Source organism: Streptomyces blastmyceticus (assembly GCF_039521185.1).
Taxonomy (GTDB): Bacteria; Actinomycetota; Actinomycetes; order Streptomycetales; family Streptomycetaceae; genus Streptomyces; species Streptomyces blastmyceticus.
Genome location: NZ_BAAABW010000024.1, coordinates 181483 through 203184, shown reverse-complemented (window position 1 = coordinate 203184; position 21702 = coordinate 181483). Strand labels below are relative to the sequence as shown.

General features: G+C 72.0%; 20 protein-coding genes and 2 riboswitches. Of the genes, 3 read left to right on the top strand and 17 right to left on the bottom strand.

The genetic code is table 11. The features are described from left to right. Positions 1-29 precede the first annotated feature (29 nt). The 12 genes from mnmA to ABD269_RS21550 form a co-directional block, all read right to left on the bottom strand. Positions 30-1190, bottom strand: a complete 1161-nt coding sequence (gene mnmA, locus ABD269_RS21605; protein ID WP_344120129.1) for a tRNA 2-thiouridine(34) synthase MnmA — start codon at positions 1188-1190, stop codon at positions 30-32. 143 nt (positions 1191-1333) lie between these two features. Next, positions 1334-2503 (bottom strand): cysteine desulfurase family protein, encoded by a 1170-nt coding sequence (locus ABD269_RS21600; RefSeq protein WP_344120127.1) that lies wholly within the window; start codon positions 2501-2503, stop codon positions 1334-1336. A gap of 95 nt (positions 2504-2598) precedes the next feature. Further along, entirely contained in the window at positions 2599-3447 is an 849-nt protein-coding gene (locus ABD269_RS21595) for a thioesterase family protein (RefSeq protein WP_301892115.1), read from the bottom strand. 59 nt (positions 3448-3506) lie between these two features. Beyond that, positions 3507-4166: a trimeric intracellular cation channel family protein gene (locus tag ABD269_RS21590; RefSeq protein WP_301892116.1), complete on the bottom strand. Its 660-nt coding sequence runs from the start codon at positions 4164-4166 to the stop codon at positions 3507-3509. A 66-nt stretch (positions 4167-4232) separates the two neighbouring features. Next, positions 4233-5282, bottom strand: a complete 1050-nt coding sequence (locus tag ABD269_RS21585; protein WP_344120124.1) for an ABC transporter ATP-binding protein — start codon at positions 5280-5282, stop codon at positions 4233-4235. 11 nt (positions 5283-5293) lie between these two features. Continuing rightward, on the bottom strand, positions 5294-6382 hold the full coding sequence (locus ABD269_RS21580) for an ABC transporter ATP-binding protein (RefSeq protein ID WP_425572953.1): 1089 nt from the start codon (positions 6380-6382) through the stop codon (positions 5294-5296). 23 nt (positions 6383-6405) lie between these two features. After that, positions 6406-7419 carry an ABC transporter permease gene (locus ABD269_RS21575; protein ID WP_301892119.1) on the bottom strand — a complete coding sequence of 338 codons (1014 nt, stop codon included), beginning with the start codon at positions 7417-7419 and terminating at the stop codon, positions 6406-6408. 99 nt (positions 7420-7518) lie between these two features. Beyond that, positions 7519-9279, bottom strand: coding sequence for an ABC transporter substrate-binding protein (locus ABD269_RS21570; protein ID WP_301892120.1), 1761 nt, complete (start codon positions 9277-9279; stop codon positions 7519-7521). A 58-nt stretch (positions 9280-9337) separates the two neighbouring features. Then, entirely contained in the window at positions 9338-10336 is a 999-nt protein-coding gene (locus ABD269_RS21565; RefSeq protein ID WP_344120121.1) for an ABC transporter permease, read from the bottom strand. A gap of 338 nt (positions 10337-10674) precedes the next feature. Then, positions 10675-11445 (bottom strand): enhanced serine sensitivity protein SseB C-terminal domain-containing protein, encoded by a 771-nt coding sequence (locus ABD269_RS21560; RefSeq protein ID WP_344120295.1) that lies wholly within the window; start codon positions 11443-11445, stop codon positions 10675-10677. A 156-nt stretch (positions 11446-11601) separates the two neighbouring features. Further along, positions 11602-12399 (bottom strand): enhanced serine sensitivity protein SseB, encoded by a 798-nt coding sequence (locus ABD269_RS21555; RefSeq protein ID WP_301894307.1) that lies wholly within the window; start codon positions 12397-12399, stop codon positions 11602-11604. 216 nt (positions 12400-12615) lie between these two features. Next, a complete protein-coding gene (locus ABD269_RS21550) occupies positions 12616-13281 on the bottom strand; it encodes an AAA family ATPase (protein WP_425572951.1) in 666 nt (221 codons plus the stop codon). A gap of 153 nt (positions 13282-13434) precedes the next feature. Beyond that, positions 13435-13532, top strand: a riboswitch (glycine riboswitch). Continuing rightward, a riboswitch (glycine riboswitch) is annotated at positions 13533-13647 on the top strand. It abuts the riboswitch before it with no gap. Positions 13648-13679: 32 nt separating this feature from the next. On the opposite strand from ABD269_RS21550, the gene gcvT reads away from it, so the two are divergent. The 3 genes from gcvT (at position 13680) to glyA (ending at position 16586) form a co-directional block, all read left to right on the top strand. After that, positions 13680-14828, top strand: a complete 1149-nt coding sequence (gene gcvT / locus ABD269_RS21545) for a glycine cleavage system aminomethyltransferase GcvT (protein ID WP_344120119.1) — start codon at positions 13680-13682, stop codon at positions 14826-14828. 78 nt (positions 14829-14906) lie between these two features. After that, the gene (gene gcvH, locus ABD269_RS21540; protein ID WP_344120117.1) at positions 14907-15281 is read left to right on the top strand and encodes a glycine cleavage system protein GcvH; all 375 of its coding nucleotides are present in this window, start codon (positions 14907-14909) and stop codon (positions 15279-15281) included. 45 nt (positions 15282-15326) lie between these two features. Further along, entirely contained in the window at positions 15327-16586 is a 1260-nt protein-coding gene (glyA, locus tag ABD269_RS21535) for a serine hydroxymethyltransferase (protein WP_301892127.1), read from the top strand. A gap of 62 nt (positions 16587-16648) precedes the next feature. Here glyA and ABD269_RS21530 read toward each other — a convergent pair whose 3' ends face one another. The 5 genes from ABD269_RS21530 to ABD269_RS21510 form a co-directional block, all read right to left on the bottom strand. Then, on the bottom strand, positions 16649-17635 hold the full coding sequence (locus ABD269_RS21530) for an amino acid kinase family protein (protein WP_344120114.1): 987 nt from the start codon (positions 17633-17635) through the stop codon (positions 16649-16651). Further along, positions 17632-18678 (bottom strand): aspartate-semialdehyde dehydrogenase, encoded by a 1047-nt coding sequence (locus tag ABD269_RS21525; protein ID WP_344120112.1) that lies wholly within the window; start codon positions 18676-18678, stop codon positions 17632-17634. The genes ABD269_RS21530 and ABD269_RS21525 overlap by 4 nt, the downstream gene beginning before the upstream one ends. A gap of 31 nt (positions 18679-18709) precedes the next feature. Further along, complete coding sequence (locus tag ABD269_RS21520; RefSeq protein WP_344120110.1) at positions 18710-19672, bottom strand: GlxA family transcriptional regulator; 963 nt, start codon at positions 19670-19672, stop codon at positions 18710-18712. An 87-nt stretch (positions 19673-19759) separates the two neighbouring features. Continuing rightward, positions 19760-20149 (bottom strand): helix-turn-helix domain-containing protein, encoded by a 390-nt coding sequence (locus ABD269_RS21515; protein WP_344120108.1) that lies wholly within the window; start codon positions 20147-20149, stop codon positions 19760-19762. 53 nt (positions 20150-20202) lie between these two features. After that, positions 20203-21693, bottom strand: a complete 1491-nt coding sequence (locus tag ABD269_RS21510; protein WP_344120106.1) for an aldehyde dehydrogenase family protein — start codon at positions 21691-21693, stop codon at positions 20203-20205. Positions 21694-21702 lie beyond the last annotated feature (9 nt).

Below are 21702 nucleotides of genomic sequence, written 5' to 3'. Positions count from 1 at the left end.
CGGCGAACCCCGCCCATCGCCGCGGCCCGCTACGCCTGCCCGGCCGCCGTCTTCGTACGGACCCGCTCCGTCGTCGCGATCGTCGCCGACCCCACCACGCGCGTGTCGTCGTAGAGCACGATCGCCTGGCCCGGGGCCACGCCGCGGACCGGCTCCGTGAAGGAGACGCGCAGTTCGCCGTCGACCAGTTCGGCCGTGACCGGGGTCTCGCCGCCGTGGGCGCGCAGCTGGGCGGTGTACGTGCCGGGGCCGGCCGGGGCCGTGCCGCACCAGCGGGGCTTGATGGCGGTCAGGGCCGAGACGTCGAGGGCCTCCACCGGGCCGACCGTGACCGTGTTGTTCACCGGGGAGATGTCCAGGACGTAGCGCGGCTTGCCGTCCGGCGCCGGGTGGCCGATGCGCAGGCCCTTGCGCTGGCCGATGGTGTAGCCGAAGGCGCCCTCGTGGGTGCCGAGCTTCGTGCCCGACTCGTCGACGATGTCGCCGTCCGCCTTGCCGAGGCGGGAGGCCAGGAAGCCCTGGGTGTCGCCGTCCGCGATGAAGCAGATGTCGTGGCTGTCGGGCTTCTTCGCGACGGCCAGGCCGCGCCGCTCCGCCTCCGCCCGGATCTCTTCCTTGGTCGTCAGGGTGTCGCCCAGCGGGAACATCGCGTGGGCCAGCTGCTTCTCGTCCAGCACGCCGAGGACATAGCTCTGGTCCTTGGCCATGTCGCTGGCCCGGTGCAGCTCACGGGTGCCGTCGTCCTTCAGGACGACCGTCGCGTAGTGGCCGGTGCACACCGCGTCGAAGCCGAGCGCGAGGGCCTTGTCGAGCAGGGCCGCGAACTTGATCTTCTCGTTGCAGCGCAGGCAGGGGTTGGGCGTACGGCCCGCCTGGTACTCCGCGATGAAGTCCTCGACCACGTCCTCGCGGAAGCGCTCGGCGAGGTCCCAGACGTAGAAGGGGATGCCGATGACGTCGGCGGCGCGGCGGGCGTCGCGGGAGTCCTCGATGGTGCAGCAGCCGCGCGCGCCCGTGCGGAACGACTGCGGGTTCGCGGACAGCGCGAGGTGCACGCCGGTCACCTCGTGGCCCGCTTCGGTGGCTCGCGCCGCGGCCACGGCGGAGTCGACGCCGCCGGACATGGCGGCGAGCACGCGAAGTCCCTTGCGGGGGGCCTGGAGGTCGGGAGCACCCGGGAAGTCAGTCATAACCCTTCCAGGGTACGGGGTGCCCTCAGGGCGGGGCGGGCCGCGCCTACCGGGGTGCCACCTGAGACCGATTGCGTCTGCGGGCCGACGAGGGCCGGTCGCGCAGTTCCCCGCGCCCCTGACGGGGCGCGGCCCGGGCCGGGTCAGCTCAGGCCCGCGTTCCGGGCGCGCTCGACGACCGGGCCTATGGCTTGCGCCACAGCCGCCACGTCCGACTTCGTCGACGTGTGGCCCAGTGAGAAGCGCAGTGTCCCCCGTGCCAGGTCCGGGGCCGTGCCGGTGGCGAGTACCACATGGCTGGGCTGGGCCACGCCCGCCGTGCACGCGGATCCCGTCGAGCACTCGATGCCCTGCGCGTCGAGCAGCAGCAGGAGCGAGTCGCCCTCGCAGCCGGGGAAGGAGAAGTGCGCGTTGGCGGGCAGCCTGCCCGCGGGGTCGGGGTCGCCGCCGAGCACCGCGTCGGGCACCGCGGCCCGTACCGCCGCGACCAGGTCGTCCCGCAGGGCCCCGACCTCGCGCGCGAAGTCCGCGCGCCGCTCGGCCGCCAGCGTGCCGGCCACCGCGAACGCGGCGACGGCGGGCACGTCGAGCGTCCCGGAGCGCACGTGCCGCTCCTGGCCGCCGCCGTGCAGCAGGGGCACGGGCGCGTACTGCCGCCCGAGCAGCAGGGCGCCGATGCCGTACGGGCCGCCGACCTTGTGGCCGCTGACCGTCATCGCGGCCAGCCCGGAGGCGGCGAAGTCCACGTCGAGCTGGCCGAACGCCTGCACCGCGTCGGCGTGCAGGGGTATGCCGAACTCGGCGGCCACGGCCGACAGTTCGCGGACCGGCATGACCGTGCCGATCTCGTTGTTGGCCCACATCACGGTGGCGAGGGCCACGTCGTCGGGGTTGCGGGCGATCGCCTCGCGCAGCGCGTCGGCGTGCACCCGGCCGTGCGCGTCGACGGGGAGGTACTCGACGGTCGCGCCCTCGTGCTCGCCGAGCCAGTGGACCGCGTCGAGCACGGCGTGGTGCTCGACGGGGCTGGCGAGGACGCGCGTACGGGCGGGGTCCGCGGCCCGGCGGGACCAGTAGAGACCCTTGACGGCGAGGTTGTCCGCTTCGGTGCCGCCCGCGGTGAACACCACTTCGCTGGGGCGCGCGCCGAGCGCCGCGGCGAGGGACTCGCGCGACTCCTCGACGGTGCGGCGCGCACGCCGCCCGGCGGCGTGCAGCGAGGAGGCGTTGCCCGTGCGGGCGAGCTGGGCGGTCATCGCCTGCACCGCCTCCGGGAGCATCGGAGTGGTGGCGGCGTGGTCGAGGTAGGCCATGGTGGGGACGATTCTACGAGCTGGGGCGCGGGCCCGTACCGGGCGTTCCCGGCTGCATCCGATATGCGGCTCCGCCGCGGCCGGGCCCGCCCGGGCTACGCCCCCCGCGGGGCCAGCGCGAGTTGGCGGGACTGGGCCACCAGGCGGTCCTCGCTGTCCCAGACCTCCGCGTCCTCCTCCAGGAAGCCGCCCGCGAGGTTGCGTGTGGCGAGGGAGACGCGGAGGGGGCCGGGCGCGGGCCGGCGGCGGATGTGCGCGGTGAGTTCGACCGTCGGGACCCACCCGTTCAGGCCCAGGTCGAAGGCCGCGGGCGGCAGCGTGTCCACCGCCAGCAGCAGCGAGAGCGCGTCGGCGGGGCGCCCGTCCGCCAGCCCGAACCAGCCCCGCATCTCGCCCCGCCCGCTCGGCGCGCCCGCCGCCCAGCCCGCCGTGGCGGGGTCGAGCCGGATGTCGAGCCGCCCGGAGATCTCGGGGGCGACGGCCGCGGCCGGGCCGTGGTCCTTGCCGAGGCAGTGCTCGTACGGCGGCAGGGCGGGCGGCTTGGCCGTCGTGCGGACGTCGTCGGGGAGGGCGCCCAGGTCGCCGTGGGTGGCGAGGACGCGGATCCGCTCGACCTCGGTGCCGTCCGGGGCGTACTGCACCAGGGACGCCTGCCCGGTGGAGAGCGTACGGCCGGCGCGGATCAGCTCGGTGCGCACGACGGCGGGGCCGGGCCGGGAGGCGGAGAGGTAGTGCGCGGTGACCGAGAAGGGGTCCGGGTGCGGCAGGGCGTCGCCCAGGGCGCGGCCGAGCAGGGCGAGGAGGTAGCCGCCGTTGACGGCGCCGAAGATCGTCCACCCGGCGGAGAGGTCCGCGTCGTAGACCCCGCGCCCGCCGTCCCGCTCGCGCGGCGACACCGCGGTGTCGCGGTCGAATTCGCTGTTACCGATGGTTCCCAGTGCCATGCTCCGACGCTACACCGCGAAGTTACTGATGGGTAGGTCAGATGGTGAGGACCACTCTCTCACGCCTCCTCGGCCGCCGCGCTCCTGCGGTGCCACGCGCGCGGCGCCCGCCAGTGGAAGTGCATGGCGAGCAGCCGCAGCACGAACGCCGTGAGCACGGGCAGCGCGCTGGTCGAGGCGTTGAGCGCGTCGAAGCGGATCAGCACCGCTGCCATCGTCGCACCCACCATCGCGGGCACGGCATAGAGGTCGCGGTCCCAGCGCAGCAGCGAGGGGACCTCGTGCGCCAGTACGTCGCGCAGCACTCCGCCGCCGACCGCCGTGGCCAGCCCCAGGGTGGCGGAGGAGGTGAGGCCGAGCCCGTGCGCGTACGCCTTCATCGTGCCGGTCACGCAGAACAGCCCGAGACCGGCGGCGTCGAAGACCCCCACGGCCTTGGTGATCCGCTCGACCTCGGGGTGCAGGAAGAAGACGAGCAGCGTGGCGAACAGCGGGGTCAGGAAGTAGCCCAGGTCGGTGAAGGCCGCGGGCGGCACCGCCCCGATGATCAGGTCCCGGAACAGCCCGCCGCCCAGCGCGGTGACCTCGGCGAGCACGGCCATGCCGAAGACGTCGAAGTTCTTGCGCACGGCGAGGAGCGCGCCGGAGATCGCGAAGACGAAGATCCCGGCGAGGTCCAGCGAGTGCTGGACAGAGGGGCTGAACAGATCGGTGAGCACGCGACATTCTTACTCGTACGCGGGCCGGAGCCCCGGACGGGCCGGGCGGACCGGCCCGTCCGGCTGTCAGGCGGCCGGTGCCGGGTCCGGCGCGTTCTCCGGGTGGTGGCAGGCGACCCGGTGGCCGGTGGCCAGTTCGAGCAGCGGCGGCTCCTGCGTGGCGCAGACCTCCGTCGCCTTCCAGCACCGCGTGTGGAAGCGGCACCCCGACGGCGGCGAGATGGGCGACGGCACATCGCCCTTGAGCAGGATCCGCTCCCTCTTCGCGCGCCGTTTGGGGTCCGGCACCGGCACCGCGGAGAGCAGCGCCTTGGTGTACGGGTGCATCGGCTTCTCGTAGAGCGACTTGCGGTCGGTGAGCTCCACGAGCTTGCCGAGGTACATCACCGCGATCCGGTCGGAGACGTGGCGGATGACGGACAGGTCGTGGGCGATGATCACATAGGTCAGGCCCAGCTCGTCCTGGAGGTCGTCCAGCAGGTTGACCACCTGCGCCTGGATGGAGACGTCCAGGGCGGAGACCGGCTCGTCGGCGACCACGAGCTTCGGGTTGAGGGCGAGCGCCCGGGCGATGCCGATGCGCTGCCGCTGGCCGCCGGAGAACTCGTGCGGGTAGCGGTTGTAGTGCTCGGGGTTGAGGCCCACCAGCTCCAGCAGCCGCTGGACCTCCTTCTTGACGCCGCCCTCGGGCGCGACGCCCTGGAGCTTGAAGGGGGCGCTGACGATCGTGCCGACGGTGTGCCGGGGGTTCAGCGAGGAGTACGGGTCCTGGAAGATCATCTGTATGTCGCGGCGCATCGGGCGCATGCCCGAGGCTCCGAGGTGGGTGATGTCCCTGCCCTGGAACTCGACCTTGCCGCCGGTGGGTTCGAGCAGCCGGGTGATCAGCCGGCCCATGGTCGACTTCCCGCAGCCGGACTCGCCGACCACGCCGAGGGTCTCCCCCGCGCGCACCTCGAAGCTGATGCCGTCGACCGCCTGCACCGCGCCGACCTGGCGGCGCAGCAGGCCCTTGGTGATGGGGAAGTGCTTGACCAGCCCCTCCACCTTGAGGAGGGGCCCGGCCTCGTCGGGTGCCGTCTGCTGCCCGGGGATGGTCACTTCTCGCTCCGGCACGGTGTCGTCCTTCACAGCTTGGGCGCAATCTCTTCGGTCCAGATGCGGGTCCGCTCCTCCTGGGACATGTGGCAGGCGGAGAAGTGCCGGCCGTCGCCCTCGCCGGAGACCAGCCGCAGCTCGGGCCGTTCGGTGCGGGTGATGCCGCCCTCGGGGACGTCGGCGTAGGGGCAGCGGGGGTTGAAGGCGCAGCCGGACGGCACGTTGATCAGGCTGGGCGGGGTGCCCTTGACGGGGATCAGCCGCTCGGTCTGGTCGCGGTCGATCCTCGGCATGGAGCCGAGGAGCCCCCAGGTGTAGGGGTGGCGGGGTTCGTAGAAGACCTTCTCGGCGGGGCCGCGTTCGACGCACCGGCCGCCGTACATCACGAGGATGGTGTCGGCCAGTTCGGCGACCACGCCCAGGTCGTGGGTGATGATGATGACCGACGAGCCGAACTCCTTCTGGAGGTCGCGGATCAGGTCGAGGATCTGGGCCTGGACGGTGACGTCGAGGGCGGTCGTCGGCTCGTCCGCGATCAGCAGCTCGGGGTTGTTCACCAGCGACATCGCGATCATGGCGCGCTGGCGCATGCCGCCGGAGAACTGGTGCGGATAGTCGTCGACGCGGCGGTGCGGCTCGGGGATGCCGACGCGGTCGAGCATCTCCACGGCGCGCTTCCTGGCCGTCTTGCGGTCGGACTTGTGGTGCACGCGGTGGGCCTCGGCGATCTGGGCGCCGACGGTGAAGTACGGGTGCATGGCCGACAGCGGGTCCTGGAAGATCATGGCCATCTTCCGGCCGCGCAGGGTGCGCACGTGGTCGGGGTCGGCGGAGATCAGCTCCTCGCCGTCCAGCCACACCTCGCCGGAGATCAGGGCCTTCGACGTGCGGTGCAGGCCCATGATGCCGAGCGAGGTCACGGACTTCCCCGAGCCCGATTCGCCGACGATGCCGAGCGTCCTGCCGGCCCGGACGTCGAAGCTCACGCCGTCGACGGACTTCACCAGGCCGTCGTCGGTGTCGAAGTGGATGCGCAGGTCGCGCACGGAGAGGAAGGCGTCGGTGCCGTCGGCCGGAGGGGTGGCGACGGGCTCGCCCACGGCCGCGTCCGCGCTCACGCGCTGTTCCTTGTCGAGCTCGCTCACGAGTACCTCACCCTGGGGTCGATGGCCGCGTAGACCAGGTCCACCAGCAGATTGCAGAAGACGATGAAGAAGGCGGCGACCAGGGTCACGCCCATCACGATGGGCAGGTCGTTGTCCTGGATGCCCTTGACGGCGTATTCGCCGATGCCCTTGAACGAGAACACCGTCTCGGTGATGACCGCGCCGCCGAGCAGCAGACCGAAGTCCATGCCGAAGATGGTGACGATCGGGGTGAGGGCCGAGCGCAGCCCGTGCTTGGCGACGACCGTGCTCTCCTTGAGGCCCTTGGCGCGGGCCGTGCGGATGTAGTCCTCGCTCATGGTCTCCAGCATCCCGGCGCGGGTGAGCCGGGCATAGAGCGCGGAGTAGAGGAAGGCGAGGCTGCACCAGGGGACGAGGAGGTTCCACGCCCACTGCGCGGGGTTGTCGGTGAAGCTCACGTAGTTGATCCCGGAGCCCCACACGGGCCATTGGACGGTGAGGACGCCCAGGGCCAGCATGCCGGTGAAGAAGATCGGCAGGGAGACGCCGGCCAGGGCCACGCCCATGAAGAAGCGGTCGAAGAAGGTGCCCCGCTTGAGCGCGGAGAGCACGCCGACGGCCACGCCCGAGACCAGCCAGATCACGGCGGCGCCGATCGCCAGGGAGAGGGTGACCGGGATGCGCGAGGTCAGCTGCGGCCAGACCTCGATGTGGCTCTTGAAGGAGTAGCCGAAGCAGGGTGCGGCGCAGTGGGAGGCGTCCGGGCCGAACTTGTAGTCGGCGCCCGCCACGATGGCCTTGATGAAGTGCCAGTACTGCTCGTAGAGCGGCTGGTCGAAGCCGAGGTTCTGCTTGACCGCGGCGATGGCGTCGGCGTTGGCGTCCTTGCCCACGTACTGGGCGGCCAGTTGGTCGACGGTCTGCCCGGCGATGCGGGGGACGAGGAAGAAGATCGCGAAGGTGACTGCGCTGACCACCAGCAGCAGTAGGACCGCGGCGAACAGGCGTCGGATGATGTACGCAGCCACAGCTGTGCGGCACCGGCGTCCGCCGGCCGGAGGTGTTCCGGCCCGGTGGACGCCGGCACCTTCACCTGCCTTTCGAAAACTCGGCGGGCTGGCCCGCTGCTACTTGGAGGAGCCCATCAGCAGGTAGTCGTACATGCCGAGGTAGGCCTGGGTGACCGTGACGTTGGTCGCGGATTCGGGCCGGAAGAGCAGGTTCTTGCGGTAGATCAGCGGCACCGCCGAGGCGTTGTCGACGACCATCTTGTCGATGTCGCCCCATGCCTTGGTGCGGGCGGCCGCGTCGGTGTTGCCGATGGCGTCGTTGAGCGCCTTGTTGATCTGCGGGTCGTCCAGCTCCTGGACGTTGTTGCCGCCGGAGGGCTTGATGGCCGAGCCGTTGACGATCTGGTCGAGGAAGCCGAAGCCGGTCGGCCAGTCGGCACCCCAGGCGGTCATGATCATGCCCAGGTCGTGGCTGTGGACGTAGTCCGGCACACCCACGAAGTTGGTGAAGTACTTGCCCGTCGGGAACGTCTTGATGTTCGCCGTGATCCCGATCTTCTTCATCGACGCCTGGACCGCGGTGGCCATGGCCATCTCCGCCGGGCGGTCGGAGCGGGCCGTCAGGTTGGTCGTGAAGCCGTTCGGCTGACCGCACTGCTTGAGCTCGTCCTTGGCCTTGTTGATGTCACCGGCGCTGTTCGGCGTCGGGTACAGGTCGAACTTCGAGTAGCCGTTGACGGTCGGCGGCAGCAGCGTCGAGGCGACGTCGCCCTTGGGGTCGCCGCCCTGGGCCTGCTGGACCGAGGCCTTGTCGATGCCCCACTGGACCGCCTTGCGGCAGTGGATGTTGTCGAACGGCTTCACATGGACGTTCAGGCCGATGTACGAGCTGGCACCGGCGTACGAACTGTCGGTCTGCTTCTTGTACTTGCCGCCCAGGACCTTCGGCTGGGTCTGCGGGGCGACACCGGTCCCGGCCGCGTCGGTGGTCAGGCTGTCGTTGAGCAGGCTGTTGTCGATGGTCGGCTGGAGGATCTTGAACTTGATCGAGATCTTGTCCGGGAGGGCCGGACGGATGGTGTCCGTCTTCTTGTCCCACTGCGGGTTGCGCACCAGCGTCGCGCTCTTGCCCTCCTCGTACGAGGAGAACTTGTACGGCCCGGTGGAGATGATGTGCTTCACGTAGTCGGCGCCCTTGTCCGCCTTCTGCGGCACGGGGGCGGTCTGCGAGAAGGTCGCGAGGTAGTCGAAGTCGGCGAAGGCGTCCTTGAGATGGAAGACGATCGTCTGGTCGTCGGGCGTCTCGATGGACTTCAGGCCCTCGGGCGACGTGTCCTTGTACGGGCCCTCGTACTTGTCGCCGCCCTCCAGGTGCGCCTTGAAGTAGGTGGGGCCGTTGGACAGCGCGGCGGGCGCGAAGTTGCTGCGCTCGATGGCGTATTTGACGTCCTTCGAGGTGACCGGCGTGCCGTCCTCGTACTTCACCCCGGCGCGCAGCTTGTACGTCCAGGTCTTGGCGTCCGGGCTCGGCTTGCCCAGGGACTCGGCGAGGTCCGGGACGACCTCCAGGCCCTCCTTGCCCGCGGCGGGCTTGAAGCTGGTGAGCGAACGCCCGTAGAGGCGGGAGAAGTTCTGCACCCAGCCGTAGTAGGTGTTGCCCGGGTCGAGGGAGTCGGGCACGTCCGAGACCTCGTAGGTGGCCGTTCCCCCCTTCTTGTCGGACTTGTTGACGATCGAGGAGAGGGCGGCGTCGGCGACCGCGTTCTTGTCCCCGCCGCCCTTGCCGCCATCGCTCTTCGAACTGCTGCTGCACGCGGACGCCCCCAGCGCCAGCACCACGGCGGTGGTCAGCACCGCCGTCCCTTTTCTTGTCTTCACCTGAGGAAAACCCCCTCTGTGGATGGTTGTGGCGCGGTGGACGGAAGGTCGCCGCGGATCACTTGCTGCGGGGGTCGAGGGCGTCCCGCAGCCCGTCGCCCAGCAGGTTGAATGCCAGCACCGTGATGAAGATGGCGAGACCTGGCACGAACATGTACTGCGGATCGGCCTGGTAGAGGTCCGTCGCGCTGGTGAGCATGCCGCCCCAGGACGCCTGCGGCGGGGCGATGCCGACGCCGAGGAAGCTGAGCGCGGCCTCGAAGAGGATGTTCGTCGGGATCAGCAGGGTGGAGTAGACGAGGATCGGGGCCACCAGATTGGGCAGCAGTTCCCGGAAGAGGATGAACGGCCCGCGCGCCCCGAGGCTGCGGGACGCCTCGACGAACTCCCGCTCCCGGAGGCTGAGCGTCTGGGCCCGCACGATCCGGCCCATGTAGGGCCAGTTGAAGAAGCCGATCACGAAGATCAGCACGCAGATGCGCAGCGGCAGACCGGAGAGGCCGAACGCGCCGTCCTGGAGCGCCGCCGAGATGGAGATCGCGAACAGCAGGAGGGGGAAGGCGAGGAAGGTGTCCATCATCCGGCTGATGACGCTGTCCACCCAGCCGCCGTAGAAGCCCGCGACGACGCCGAGTACGGTGCCGATCACCACGGAGAGGAGGGTGGCGCCGGTGGCGACGATCAGGGAGACCCAGGAGCCCTCGATGACGCGGGAGAGGATGTCGCGCCCGTACTGCGGGTCGACGCCCAGCGGGTGCTCCCAGCTCATCCCGCCGAACCCGCTTTTGGGAGCGAGCAGTTCGGGGTCGATGAGGTCCTGGTGGAACTGGTTGGGATCGAGTCCGAACACCGACTCGATCGGCTTGGCCAGCACGGCGAGCAGGATCAGCAGGACCACCACGACGCCGCCGGCGACGGCGACCTTGTCGCGCTTGAAGCGGATCCAGGCGATCTGGGTGAGCGAACGCCCCTCGATCTGGCTCTTCCTGGCCCCGGCGAGTACGGCCTCGGGCTGCGCCCCGGCAGCCGCCCCGGTGGTATCGATAGGTGCGGTCACAGTGCCTTTGACCCCTCTCGGCCGGGGGTGACCGGCCCACGCCCGCCGCTGACGGCGGCTTGGATCTCACATGTACACGTGCAGACTGGTGCAGTTGGTACCGGTGGAGCGGAAGGTCACAAAGGGGTTCGTACGCAGGAGCGACGTCCCTTGGAGCGGGAGTCTTCAACGCGGCCGCGATCACCCGCCAGCCCTGGCCGGGAATGGATGCGCAACCGTGATCTGACCAGTCGGCTTCCGTTATCCGAACGCCAGGCGTCAGTGAGCGGATCATTACCTGCCGGACGGCAACTCGTGCCGCCTGCAAGCATATTGGGGCTGCCGCGGAACGGACCCGCTCAGTACGCCTGCGCGGTGCCGCCGGGGTGGCCGACCGGCGGATAGCCGTAGCCCCCGGCGGGGGACGGCGCGGCCGGGGCCCCGCCGTGGACGTCGCGGTCGAAGAAGGGGCGGGTGTTGGCACGCATCCACATCGCGACCGGGTCGTGCTCGTCCGACATCGCCACCGTGGAGACCGGCAGCCCCTCGGGAACCGCGCCGATCGACTGGCGCATCATCAGCCGCACCGATTCCACGGCGGCCTGCGAGCCGTCGTAGAGATCGAGGCCGATGGCCAGATAGGGGGTGCCGAGCGCGGGCTGCACCCAGGCGCGGCGCAGCGCCCGCACCGCGGGGGTGCGGTGGGCGTTCTGCCCGAGCAGGGCGTAGAACTGCGGGAGTTCCAGGGCCGGCTCGCTCAGGTGCAGCGGCCCGGCGGGCAGCCGGTCCAGTCCGGCCGCGATCCGCCGCAGGTCCAGCCAGGGCACGCCGACGCCGCCGCCGGGGGCGTGCGGGTTGAGCCACAGGCCCCAGCGGTCGGGGTAGAGCGAGCTCGCGACGGCGCGGCCGGGGACGACGGCGTGGGCGCGGTTCCAGCCGCTGGCGGCGAGCTCCTGCGCGGAGGTCACGCACGGGGCGTAGCCGAGGCCGTCGACCTCCATGTTGCCGTACTGCGCGTCGGGCGAGCCCGCCTGGCCGTGCCAGAGCAGCATCCAGACGCTGCCCTCGGCCAGCGCGTGCAGGAGCGCCTCGTACGTGTCGTACCGACCGGGCGCCACCTGGCGCAGCATCTGCTCCACGCCGCTCTCCGCGCCCGCGCTCACCTGGGTCCGCCTCTTCTCTCGGCCGTCTCCCGGCCGCTTACTCCTGTGCCCCGGGGCGCGGCAGCGCACCCGGTCCGGTCATCCAACCAGCTTACGAGCCCGCGGCGGCGGGCATGGGTGGAGTCACAGGTCACGGTCGTAGAACGGGCGGACCTGCGTCGACATCCAGTCACCGACCGGGTCCCGCGCCACGTCGAGGAAGACCAGCTGCACGGGCCAGGCCACGGGCGCGGTCCCGAGCGCCCGGCCGAGTGCGGCCATGACGGCCTCGCGGCTGCCGGGGTCGGGCAGGTCGAGCTCGACGCCGACGAACAGCGCGGGGGCGCCGCCCTCGACGCTGGCGAGCGCCCGGCGCGCGGTCCGTACGACCTTGGCCGCCGCGAACTCCAGCCCGGCGGCGGCGAGGAAGCCGGTGGGCTCGTCCTGCCAGTCCGGCTCGAAGAGGCGCACCCGGCCGCCGGTGGCGTCGCCGTCGAGGAGCGTGCGGCCCGCCCGGCACAGCTCGGCGACGGCGGGCGGCGGGAGGGGCGCGCCGACGGCGCCCTCGGGGTTGACCGCGATGCCGACCTGCGGGGGCAGGCCGCGGGCGAATTCGACGGCGGGCGCGACGGTGAAGGACATCCGGTCGCCGACGACCCGCAGGAACTCCGCCTCGGAGCTGAACACCGGCACATAGGCGGCGCCGTCGAGCTCCAGGGTGGGGAGGTCGAGGTCCCGGCTGTCGGGTCCGCCGCCGTTCGGCAGCGGCACCCACACATGGCTGCGGCCGAGCGCCTCGACGATGCGGGCGCCGGCGCCGGGCACGCCCAGGGAGGCGGCGAGCACGGCTTCGAGTTCATTGGCGGGCCAGCCCTCGGGGAGGCCGCCCAGGGGGGCACCGGCCGGGGCCGCGGGCCGACCGTACTGCTCGGGGATGCTCATCTCGTCCAACTCGCCCAACGCCGTCCAACCACCGTATCGACAAAGCCGCAACCGAACCCTAACGGCTGCACCCCCGTCCGCTCCCGTCGGCTGCCGGAATCGACACCGATGTCCCAGGTCAGGACGGATCAGGGGATGACTCCTCCCTCACAGGGAACGACGCTCGCAGCAGGCAACGGGTTGCCCGGTGCCACCGGCTGTCACACGGTGCTCATTTCAGCCGCCGGCCGGCGTGGACGGACCGAAGGCGATCCCCCGCAGCGCGTCGGCCGCCGCGCGGTCCACCAGCACCATCGACCGCATGCCCGGCGGCAGGCGGCCCGCGGCCACGAGCCGCCCCACCCCGCGCCGGTGGCGGCGGAACGCCCAGGCCGAGACCAGCCGCCCCCGGGCCCACTGCCCGGCGAGCGCCGTGCCCACCGGCACGTCCAGCACCACCAGATGCGCGCCGCCCCCGCGCCGCCGCGCGGCGCGCACCGCCCACCGCCGCACCCAGCTCCGCTCCCCGCAGTCGTGCACGACCGCGCTCGCACCGGAGCGCAGCGCCCGCCGCAGGGCGGCGTAGTGGACGGCCCGCACGACCGGCCGGTAGGCCCCGTACGGCAGCCAGCGCGGCGTGCGGCGCTCCAGGCGCTCGCGGGAGTCCTGCGAGTCGACGCACCAGACGAGACCCCCGCGCCCGTCCAGGGCGGGCACGGCCCTGCGTATGAGCGTGGACTTCCCGCTGCCCGGCAGCCCGGAGACGATGACGAGATCCCCCGCGGGATACCGCAGCTCCGCGCGGCCGGCGCCGCCGCGCAGATCCACCACCCCCGCCGGCGTCACCGCGCACCCGGGCGGCGCCGCCTCCGCCCGCCCCGCGTCCGTACTTCGCGCCCGCACGCCGATCGCCCTCCCCCGTCCCGCCCCCTGCCCCGCACCCACGGAACGTAAAGAAAAGGTAATCCAATTGAGAGGGCGGTGGGCAGTCCCTCACGCGCCGGTCCGTGCAATGATGTGCGCGCCAACTGCGTACTCAATTGCATACCGGCCGCTCGAATCCACGCGGGAGAGTTCCAGCCACTGATGTCGCTGGGCGCCGAAGGAGCAAGTTCCTCCCTTGAATCTCTCAGGCCCCGTACCGCGTGGGCGAGGCAGATCTGAAAAGCGGGCCGCCCTGTGCGGTCCCACCCAAGGTGCAAGCCGAGGAAGCGCTCGTCGCCGACGCTCCCGGTGAACCTCTCAGGTTCCGATGACAGATGGGGAGGACGTCCTCACCGCCATGCCTGGGAGCCCACACCATGACTGATGCCCCTCGCCGTCAACGGAGTAATGCCGTTAGGCACACGGCCCTCGACGCGCTGCACCGCGCGCTCGGCGCCACGATGACCGATTTCGCCGGCTGGGACATGCCCCTGCGCTACGGCAGCGAGCGCGACGAGCACCTGGCGGTGCGCACCCGCGCCGGGCTCTTCGACCTCTCCCACATGGGCGAGATCACGGTGACCGGACCGCAGGCCGCCGCCCTGCTGGACCACGCGCTCGTCGGCAACATCGGCGGCGTCGCCGTCGGCCGCGCCCGCTACACCATGATCTGCCGGGAGGACGGCGGGATCCTGGACGACCTGATCGTCTACCGCCTCGAAGACGAGGGCTACCCGAAATACATGGTCGTCGCGAACGCCTCCAACGCCCAGGTGGTGCTGGACGCGCTGACCGAGCGGGCGGCGGGCTTCGACGCGGCCGTGCGCGACGACCGGGACGCCTACGCGCTGCTCGCGATCCAGGGCCCCGAGTCCCCCGGCATCCTGAAGTCGCTGACGGACGCCGACCTGGACGGCCTCAAGTACTACGCGGGCCTGCCGGGCACCGTGGCGGGCGTGCCCGCGCTGATCGCGCGCACCGGCTACACCGGCGAGGACGGCTTCGAGCTCTTCGTCGCCCCGGCCGACGCCGAGAAGCTGTGGCAGGCGCTGACCGACGCGGGCGCCGGTGCGGGTCTCGTGCCGTGCGGCCTCTCCTGCCGGGACACGCTGCGCCTGGAGGCGGGCATGCCGCTGTACGGGCACGAGCTGACGACCGCCACCACGCCCTTCGACGCGGGCCTGGGCCGGGTCGTGAAGTTCGACAAGGAGGGCGACTTCGTGGGCCGCGAGGCGCTCGCCGTAGCCGCGGAGCGCGCGGAGAGCAACCCGCCGCGCAAGCTGGTCGGCCTGATCGCGACGGGCCGCCGGGTGCCGCGCGCCGGATATCCGGTGGTCGTCGGCGGCGAGGTCGTCGGCGAGGTCACCTCCGGTGCCCCCTCCCCCACGCTCGGCAAGCCGATCGCCATCGCGTATGTCGACGCGGCGCACTCCGCGCCCGGTACAAATGACGTATCCGTGGACATTCGCGGCAGCCATGAGCCGTACGAGGTCGTCGCCCTGCCCTTCTACAAGCGGCAGCGCTGACCCCTCCCCGAGCCCCTTCCGTCTCACCTGTCAATACCCGTTGCACAAGCACCCACGCGCATCCAGGAGAATCAAGCCATGAGCAACCCCCAGCAGCTGCGCTTCAGCAAGGAGCACGAGTGGCTGTCGGCCGCCGAGGACGGCGTGGCGACGGTCGGCATCACCGAGTTCGCGGCCAACGCGCTCGGTGACGTCGTCTACGCCCAGCTCCCGGCGGTCGGCGACACGGTCACCGCGGGTGAGTCCTGTGGCGAGCTGGAGTCGACCAAGTCGGTCAGCGACCTCTACTCCCCGGTGACCGGCGAGGTCGTCGCGGCCAACCAGGACGTCGTGGACGACCCCGCGCTGGTGAACTCCGCCCCCTTCGAGGGCGGCTGGCTGTTCAAGGTGAAGATCACGGACGAGCCGGGGGACCTGATGTCCGCCGACGAGTACACCGCCTTCGCCGGCTGATACCCGCCCCGCCCTTCTCCCGCCCAGGAAGTCCAGGAAGAACTCATGTCGCTTCTGAACAGCTCCCTCCATGAGCTCGACCCCGACGTCGCCGCCGCTGTCGACGCCGAACTCCACCGCCAGCAGTCCACCCTCGAGATGATCGCGTCGGAGAACTTCGCTCCGGTCGCCGTCATGGAGGCCCAGGGCTCGGTCCTCACCAACAAGTACGCCGAGGGCTACCCGGGCCGCCGCTACTACGGTGGCTGCGAGCACGTCGACGTCGTCGAGCAGATCGCCATCGACCGGATCAAGGCGCTCTTCGGCGCCGAGCACGCGAACGTCCAGCCGCACTCCGGTGCGCAGGCGAACGCGGCCGCGATGTTCGCGCTGCTCAACCCCGGCGACACCATCCTGGGTCTGAACCTCGCCCACGGCGGGCACCTGACCCACGGCATGAAGATCAACTTCTCCGGCAAGCTCTACAACGTGGTCGCCTACCACGTCGACGAGAAGACCAACCTGGTCGACATGGAGGAGGTCGAGCGCCTCGCCAAGGAGCACCGCCCGAAGCTGATCGTCGCCGGCTGGTCGGCGTACCCGCGCCAGCTGGACTTCGCGGCCTTCCGCCGGATCGCGGACGAGGTCGGCGCGTACCTGATGGTCGACATGGCCCACTTCGCGGGTCTCGTCGCCGCCGGGCTGCACCCCTCCCCGGTGCCGCACGCGCACGTCGTCACCACGACCACCCACAAGACGCTGGGCGGCCCCCGCGGTGGTGTGATCCTCTCCACGGCCGAGCTGGCCAAGAAGATCAACTCCGCGGTCTTCCCCGGTCAGCAGGGTGGTCCGCTGGAGCACGTGATCGCCGCGAAGGCCGTCTCCTTCAAGGTCGCCGCGAGCGAGGAGTTCAAGGAGCGCCAGCAGCGCACGCTGGAGGGCGCGAAGCTCCTGGCCGAGCGCCTGATGCAGGCCGATGTCACCGAGGTGGGCGTCTCCGTCCTCTCCGGCGGCACCGACGTGCACCTGGTGCTGGTGGACCTGCGCAACTCGCAGCTGGACGGCCAGCAGGCCGAGGACCGCCTCCACGAGGTCGGGATCACGGTCAACCGCAACGCCATCCCGAACGACCCGCGGCCCCCGATGGTCACCTCGGGTCTGCGGATCGGCACGCCGGCGCTGGCCACCCGCGGCTTCCAGGCCGAGGACTTCCGCGAGGTCGCGGACATCATCGCCGAGGCGCTGAAGCCGTCCTACGACGCGGAGTCGCTGCGCGGCCGGGTGAGCGCCCTCGCGGCGAAGCACCCGCTGTACCCGTCGCTGTAGTCACGGGCATCCGACGGCCGGTACGGAGGTTCTCCTCCGTACCGGCCGTCGTTGCGTGGGCGTCAGGTGATGAGGACGCCGCTGTACGCGGAGCGGGCCTTGGGCGGCGCCGGCGGGGCGTCCTCCGCGGAGTCCGGGAACAGCTCCCGGTGGGCGCGGCGGGCCCGGTCCGCCGCGTCGGCGCCGGGGACGAGGGTGTGCTCGGCCGGGCCGTCCTCGCGCAGCGTCGTGATCCGGGTGAGGCCGCCCCCCTCGGCGGACACCACCACGGCGGGGGCGGGCGGCCCCTGGCCGACGACCGTCCCGTCGCCCTCGCTCGGCGGCAGCGGGCGGCAGTGGAGCAGGACCCCGTGCCGTTCGGCCCAGTCGACGGCCCGGGTGTGGACGACCTTCGCGCCGTGGTGGGACATCCGGCGGACCGTCTCGTAGGCGACACGCTCCAGGGTGCGGGCGGCCGGGACGAGGTACGGGTCGGCCGTGCAGATCCCGGGGACGTCGGAGAAGAGCTCGCAGACGGGGGTGCCCAGGGCGCCTGCGAGGGCGACGGCGGAGAGGTCGGAGCTGTTGCGGCCCAGCATGACGGTGCGGCCGGCGCCGTCGACGGCCCGCCCGCCGGGGACCACGGCGACCGGGCGGGCGGCCAGGGCGGCGGCGAGCGGCCCGGGGTCGGCGCGGAGCAGGGCCGCGTGCTGCGGCGGGCCCTCGGCGAGCAGTCCGATGCCCGCGGCGGCGAGCGGGCTCGCCCGCAGGCCGACCATGTCGAGCACGGCGGTGAGCAGGGCCACGCTGACCGTCTCGCCGCTGGTCAGCAGCATGGCGGCCGCCTCGGGGTGCGGGTCGGGGGCGAGCCGTTCGAGGGTCTCCTTCAGCCGACCGGTCGTGCCGGACATGGCGCTGACCACGACGACCACGGGGCGACCGCTCTCCGCCGCGCGCCCGGCCACATAGCGGGCGACACGGGTGAACCCCTCCAGTTCGGCGAAGGCCGAGCCGCCGAACTTCAGCACCAGCGGGGTGAGCGGCCCGCTCGCCCTTCTCGGCCCGGTCACCGCAGCCACCCCGCTTCGACTGCGGTCTCCACGATCTGCAGGGCGTTCAGGGCGGCGCCGACCCGGAGGTTGTCGGCGACGACCCACAGCCACACGGCGTGCGGATCGTCCGGCTCGACGCGGACGCGGCCGACGTGCACCAGGGCCCGGTCGCGGGGGGTCGCGAAGACGGTCCGGGGCGTCGGGTAGCCGTCGCGGTACAGGCGGATGCCGGGTGCGGCCGCCAGGGCGTCCTCGACCAGCGCCGTGGTGACGGGCTCGCGCAGCCTCACGTGCACGGCCTCGGAGTGGCAGTGGAAGACGGGGACACGCACGGCGGTCGCGGTGAGTCGGAGGTCCGGCAGCCCGAGTATCTTCCGCGGCTCGCGGGCGAGTTTGCGCTCCTCGTGGGTGAAGCCGCTTCCGTCGGGCAGCCCGATCCCGGGCACGAGGTCGAACGCGAGCGGCTGCCCGAAGCGGCCCGGGGGCCCGCCCGGTTCCGGGGCGGCCGTGGGATCGTCCAGGGCGCGCCGGGAGTCCCGGGCCAGTTCGCCGAGGCCGCGCAGCCCGCCGCCGGACGCCGCCTGGTAGGTGGTGAGGACGACGGACTCCAGCCCGGCCGCCGTGTGCAGCGGGTGCAGGGCGCGGACGAGCTGGATCGCCGAGCAGTTGGGGTTGGCGACGATGCCGCCCGGCGGCCGGGCGGCGAGGGCGTCCGGGTTGACCTGCGGGACGACGAGGGGCACGTCCGGCTCCATGCGGAACGCGGAGCTGTTGTCGACGACCAGCGCGCCGGCCGCGGCCAGCCGCCGCCCCTCGCGCCGACCGATCTCCGCGCCCGCGCTGAGGACGGCGACGTCCAGCCCGTCCGTATCGAGGCCGTCGAGGGTCACCACCGGTCCGGCGTCGCGTGCGAGGCCCAGCTCGGCGCGGAGATCGCGGCCGGCGCTGCGCGCGGACGCCACGGGGGTCACCCGCTTCACCGGGAGCGTGCCGCCGTCGAGCAGGGCCAGGCACTCCCGGCCGACCGCCCCGGTCGCGCCGATCACCGCGATGTTGAGCATGGCTCCTCCAGTCGACTCCGGGCGAGGGGGCTCACAGGCGGGCCGGCCCCCGGAACATCCGCCGGTAGGCGTGCGGGGTGGTGCCGAGCGAGCGGACGAACTGGTGCCGCAGGGCTGCCGCGTTGGGGAATCCGGTACGGACCGCCACGGCCTCCACCGTGTCGTCCGTCCGCTCCAGCAGCCGCTGGGCGAAGAGCACGCGCTGGCCGAGCAGCCAGCGGTAGGGGGTGGTGCCGGTCTCCTGGCGGAAGCGGCGGGCGAAGGTGCGCGGTGACATGCGGGCGTGTCCGGCCAGCTGTTCCACGCTCAGGTCCTGGTCGAGGTGGAGCTCCATCCAGGCGAGCACCTCCCGCACGCCGCCCTCGCGGCACTCCGGCACGGGGCGCTCGATGTACTGGGCCTGGCCGCCCTCGCGGTGCGGGGGCACCACCATCCGGCGGGCGATGGCGTTGGCGACCTCGCTGCCCTGGAGCTTGCGGACCAGGTGCAGGCAGGCGTCGATGCCCGCGGAGGTGCCGGCGGAGGTGATCAGGGGGTCCTCGTCGACGTAGAGCACCCCGGGCTCCACGAGCGCCTTGGGGAAGCGCTCGGCGAGCGCCGCCGCGTACCGCCAGTGGGTGGTGCAGCGGCGGCCGTCCAGGAGGCCGGCGGCGCCGAGGACGAACGCGCCCACGCAGACGCTGAGCACCCGGGCGCCGCGGAACACCGCCCGGCGCAGGGCTTCGAGGAGCTCCGGGGGGAAGTCCCGGGTGTGGAAGTCGTCCCCCACCGGCACGGCTATGAGGTCGGCCTCCTCCAGCCGGTCGAGGCCGTAGGGGGTGCTGATGGTGAAGCCGGGGACGGCGCGCACCGAGAAGGACTCCGCCGCGACGAGCGCGAAGTCGTAGGCGGGCAGCCCCTCGGACCGCCGGTCGATGCCGAACACCTCGCAGACGACCCCGAGTTCAAAGGGGTGGACGTTGTCGAGCAGCACTGCGGCCACATTCTTCAACATGTCCCCCAATGTGGCAGGTATTCGTGGTCGGCCGACAGTCCATCCACTGTCCACCGGCCACGAATTCCCGCACACTGGCACCGTGGCTCACGCGGCCCCGCCGATCGGGACGAGGCCGCCGCGTATCCCGAACACCACGGCCTGGGTCCGGTCCGAGGCCCCCACTTTGGAAAAGATCGCGGACAAATGATTCTTCACGGTCTTCTCGGATATATCGAGGGAGTTGGCCACCTGCCGGTTCGACTTCCCCTGGGCGACCAGGCCCAGGACCTCGCATTCGCGGGGGGTCAGCAACGACAGGGCCTTGCGGACGGAGGCGTCCCGGCAGCCCGGCAGGTCCCCGAGGGGCGGGCTCTGGTTCTCGCCGAGTTCTATGAAGAAGTCTGCGAGGGATTTCTGTGCCGCGCGGAGCGCGACATGCATTTCGTCCAGTGCGTCGACCAGCGCGTCCACCGAGGCCGCCCGGCCGCCGCACACACCACAGATCCGTTGATCCGATACGTGGGAACTTCGCTCCCCTCCTACAGGCTTCACCCTGCACTCTCCTCTGCACTGGAAGATATTGGTCCCCGCGATCCGGTATCGAGCACGACCGTCTTGCAGCGGGTGTATTCGCGCAGCGCCTCGAAGCCCTTTTCCACGCCGATGCCCGAGCGCTTGGCGCCGGCGAAGGGGAGTTCCACCCCGCCGGCCGCGCTGTAGTTGTTCACGAAGACCTGGCCGACCCGCAGCCGCCGGGCCAGCCGGTGGGCCGTGGCCACGTCCCGGGTCCAGATGCCCGCCGCGAGGCCGTAGTCGGTGGCCTCGGCGAGACGGACGGCCTCGGCCTCGGTGTCGAAGGGGGTGACGGCGAGAACGGGGCCGAAAATCTCCTCGGTGAAGACCGGGTGGTCCGCCGGCACCCCGGCCAGGATCGTGGGCTCGACGTAGAAGCCGCCCTCGTGGCCGGGCACGTCGGGCACCCCGCCGCCGGTGACGGTCGCGCAGTCCCGGGCGCCCCGGGCCACGTACGCGAGGACCCGGTCGCGCTGCCGGGCGGAGATCAGGGGGCCGAGGTCCGGGTCACAGCTGCCGGGGCCGATGCGCAGGGCGCGGAAGGCCGTGGTCAGCGCCGCGAGCAGTGCGTCGTGGACCGAGGAGTGGACGAGGAGCCGGCTGCCCGCCGAGCAGTTCTGGCCGGCGTGCTCGGTGATCGAGTCGACGATGCGGGGCACGGCGAGGCCGGGGTCGTGGTCGGGGAGCACGATGTGGGGTGATTTCCCGCCGAGTTCGAGGGTGACGGGGACGATGTTGCGGGCCGCCGAGGCCATCACGGACTGGCCGACCTCGCGGGAGCCGGTGAAGGAGAGGTGGTCCACGCCCGGGTGGGCGGCGAGGGCGGCACCGGCTTCCGCCCCGTACCCCGGTACGACGTTGAGCGCACCGGGCGGCAGCCCCGCGTCCAGGGCGATGTCGGCGAGGAGCAGGGGGGTGAGGGGGGCGTCCTCGGCCGGTTTGAGGACGCAGGTGTTGCCCGAGGCGAGGGCGGGGGCGACGGTCCGGGCGGCGATCTGCAGCGGGTAGTTCCACGGGATGATGTGCCCGCACACGCCGTAGGGCTCGCGGAGGGTGAAGGCCAGCAGGCCGGGCCGGCTGAGGAGGGTCTCGCCGGTGAGCGCCTCGACCGCGCCGCCGTAGAACTCGAAGTAGCGTGCGGCGACTTCGACGTCCGTGCGGGCCTGGCCGATCGGCTTGCCGGTGTCCCGGGTCTCGGCCTCGGCGAGGGCCGCGGCCCCGGCGCGCAGCGCGGCGGCGACGCGGTGGCAGATCCGGGCGCGCTCGGCGGGCCCGGTGTCGCCCCAGGTGTGCTCGTAGGTGTGCCGGGCGGCGGCCACGGCGTCGTCGACCGTGTCGGCGGAGCACCGGGCGACGCGGGCGAAGGGGCGGCCGTGGGCGGGGTCGAGGACGTCGATCCAGTCGGCCGCAGGCGCGTGCTTCCCCGCGATGACGGCTGTGTACTGCGGCAGGTCCGCTGCGTTCACGGGGACTCC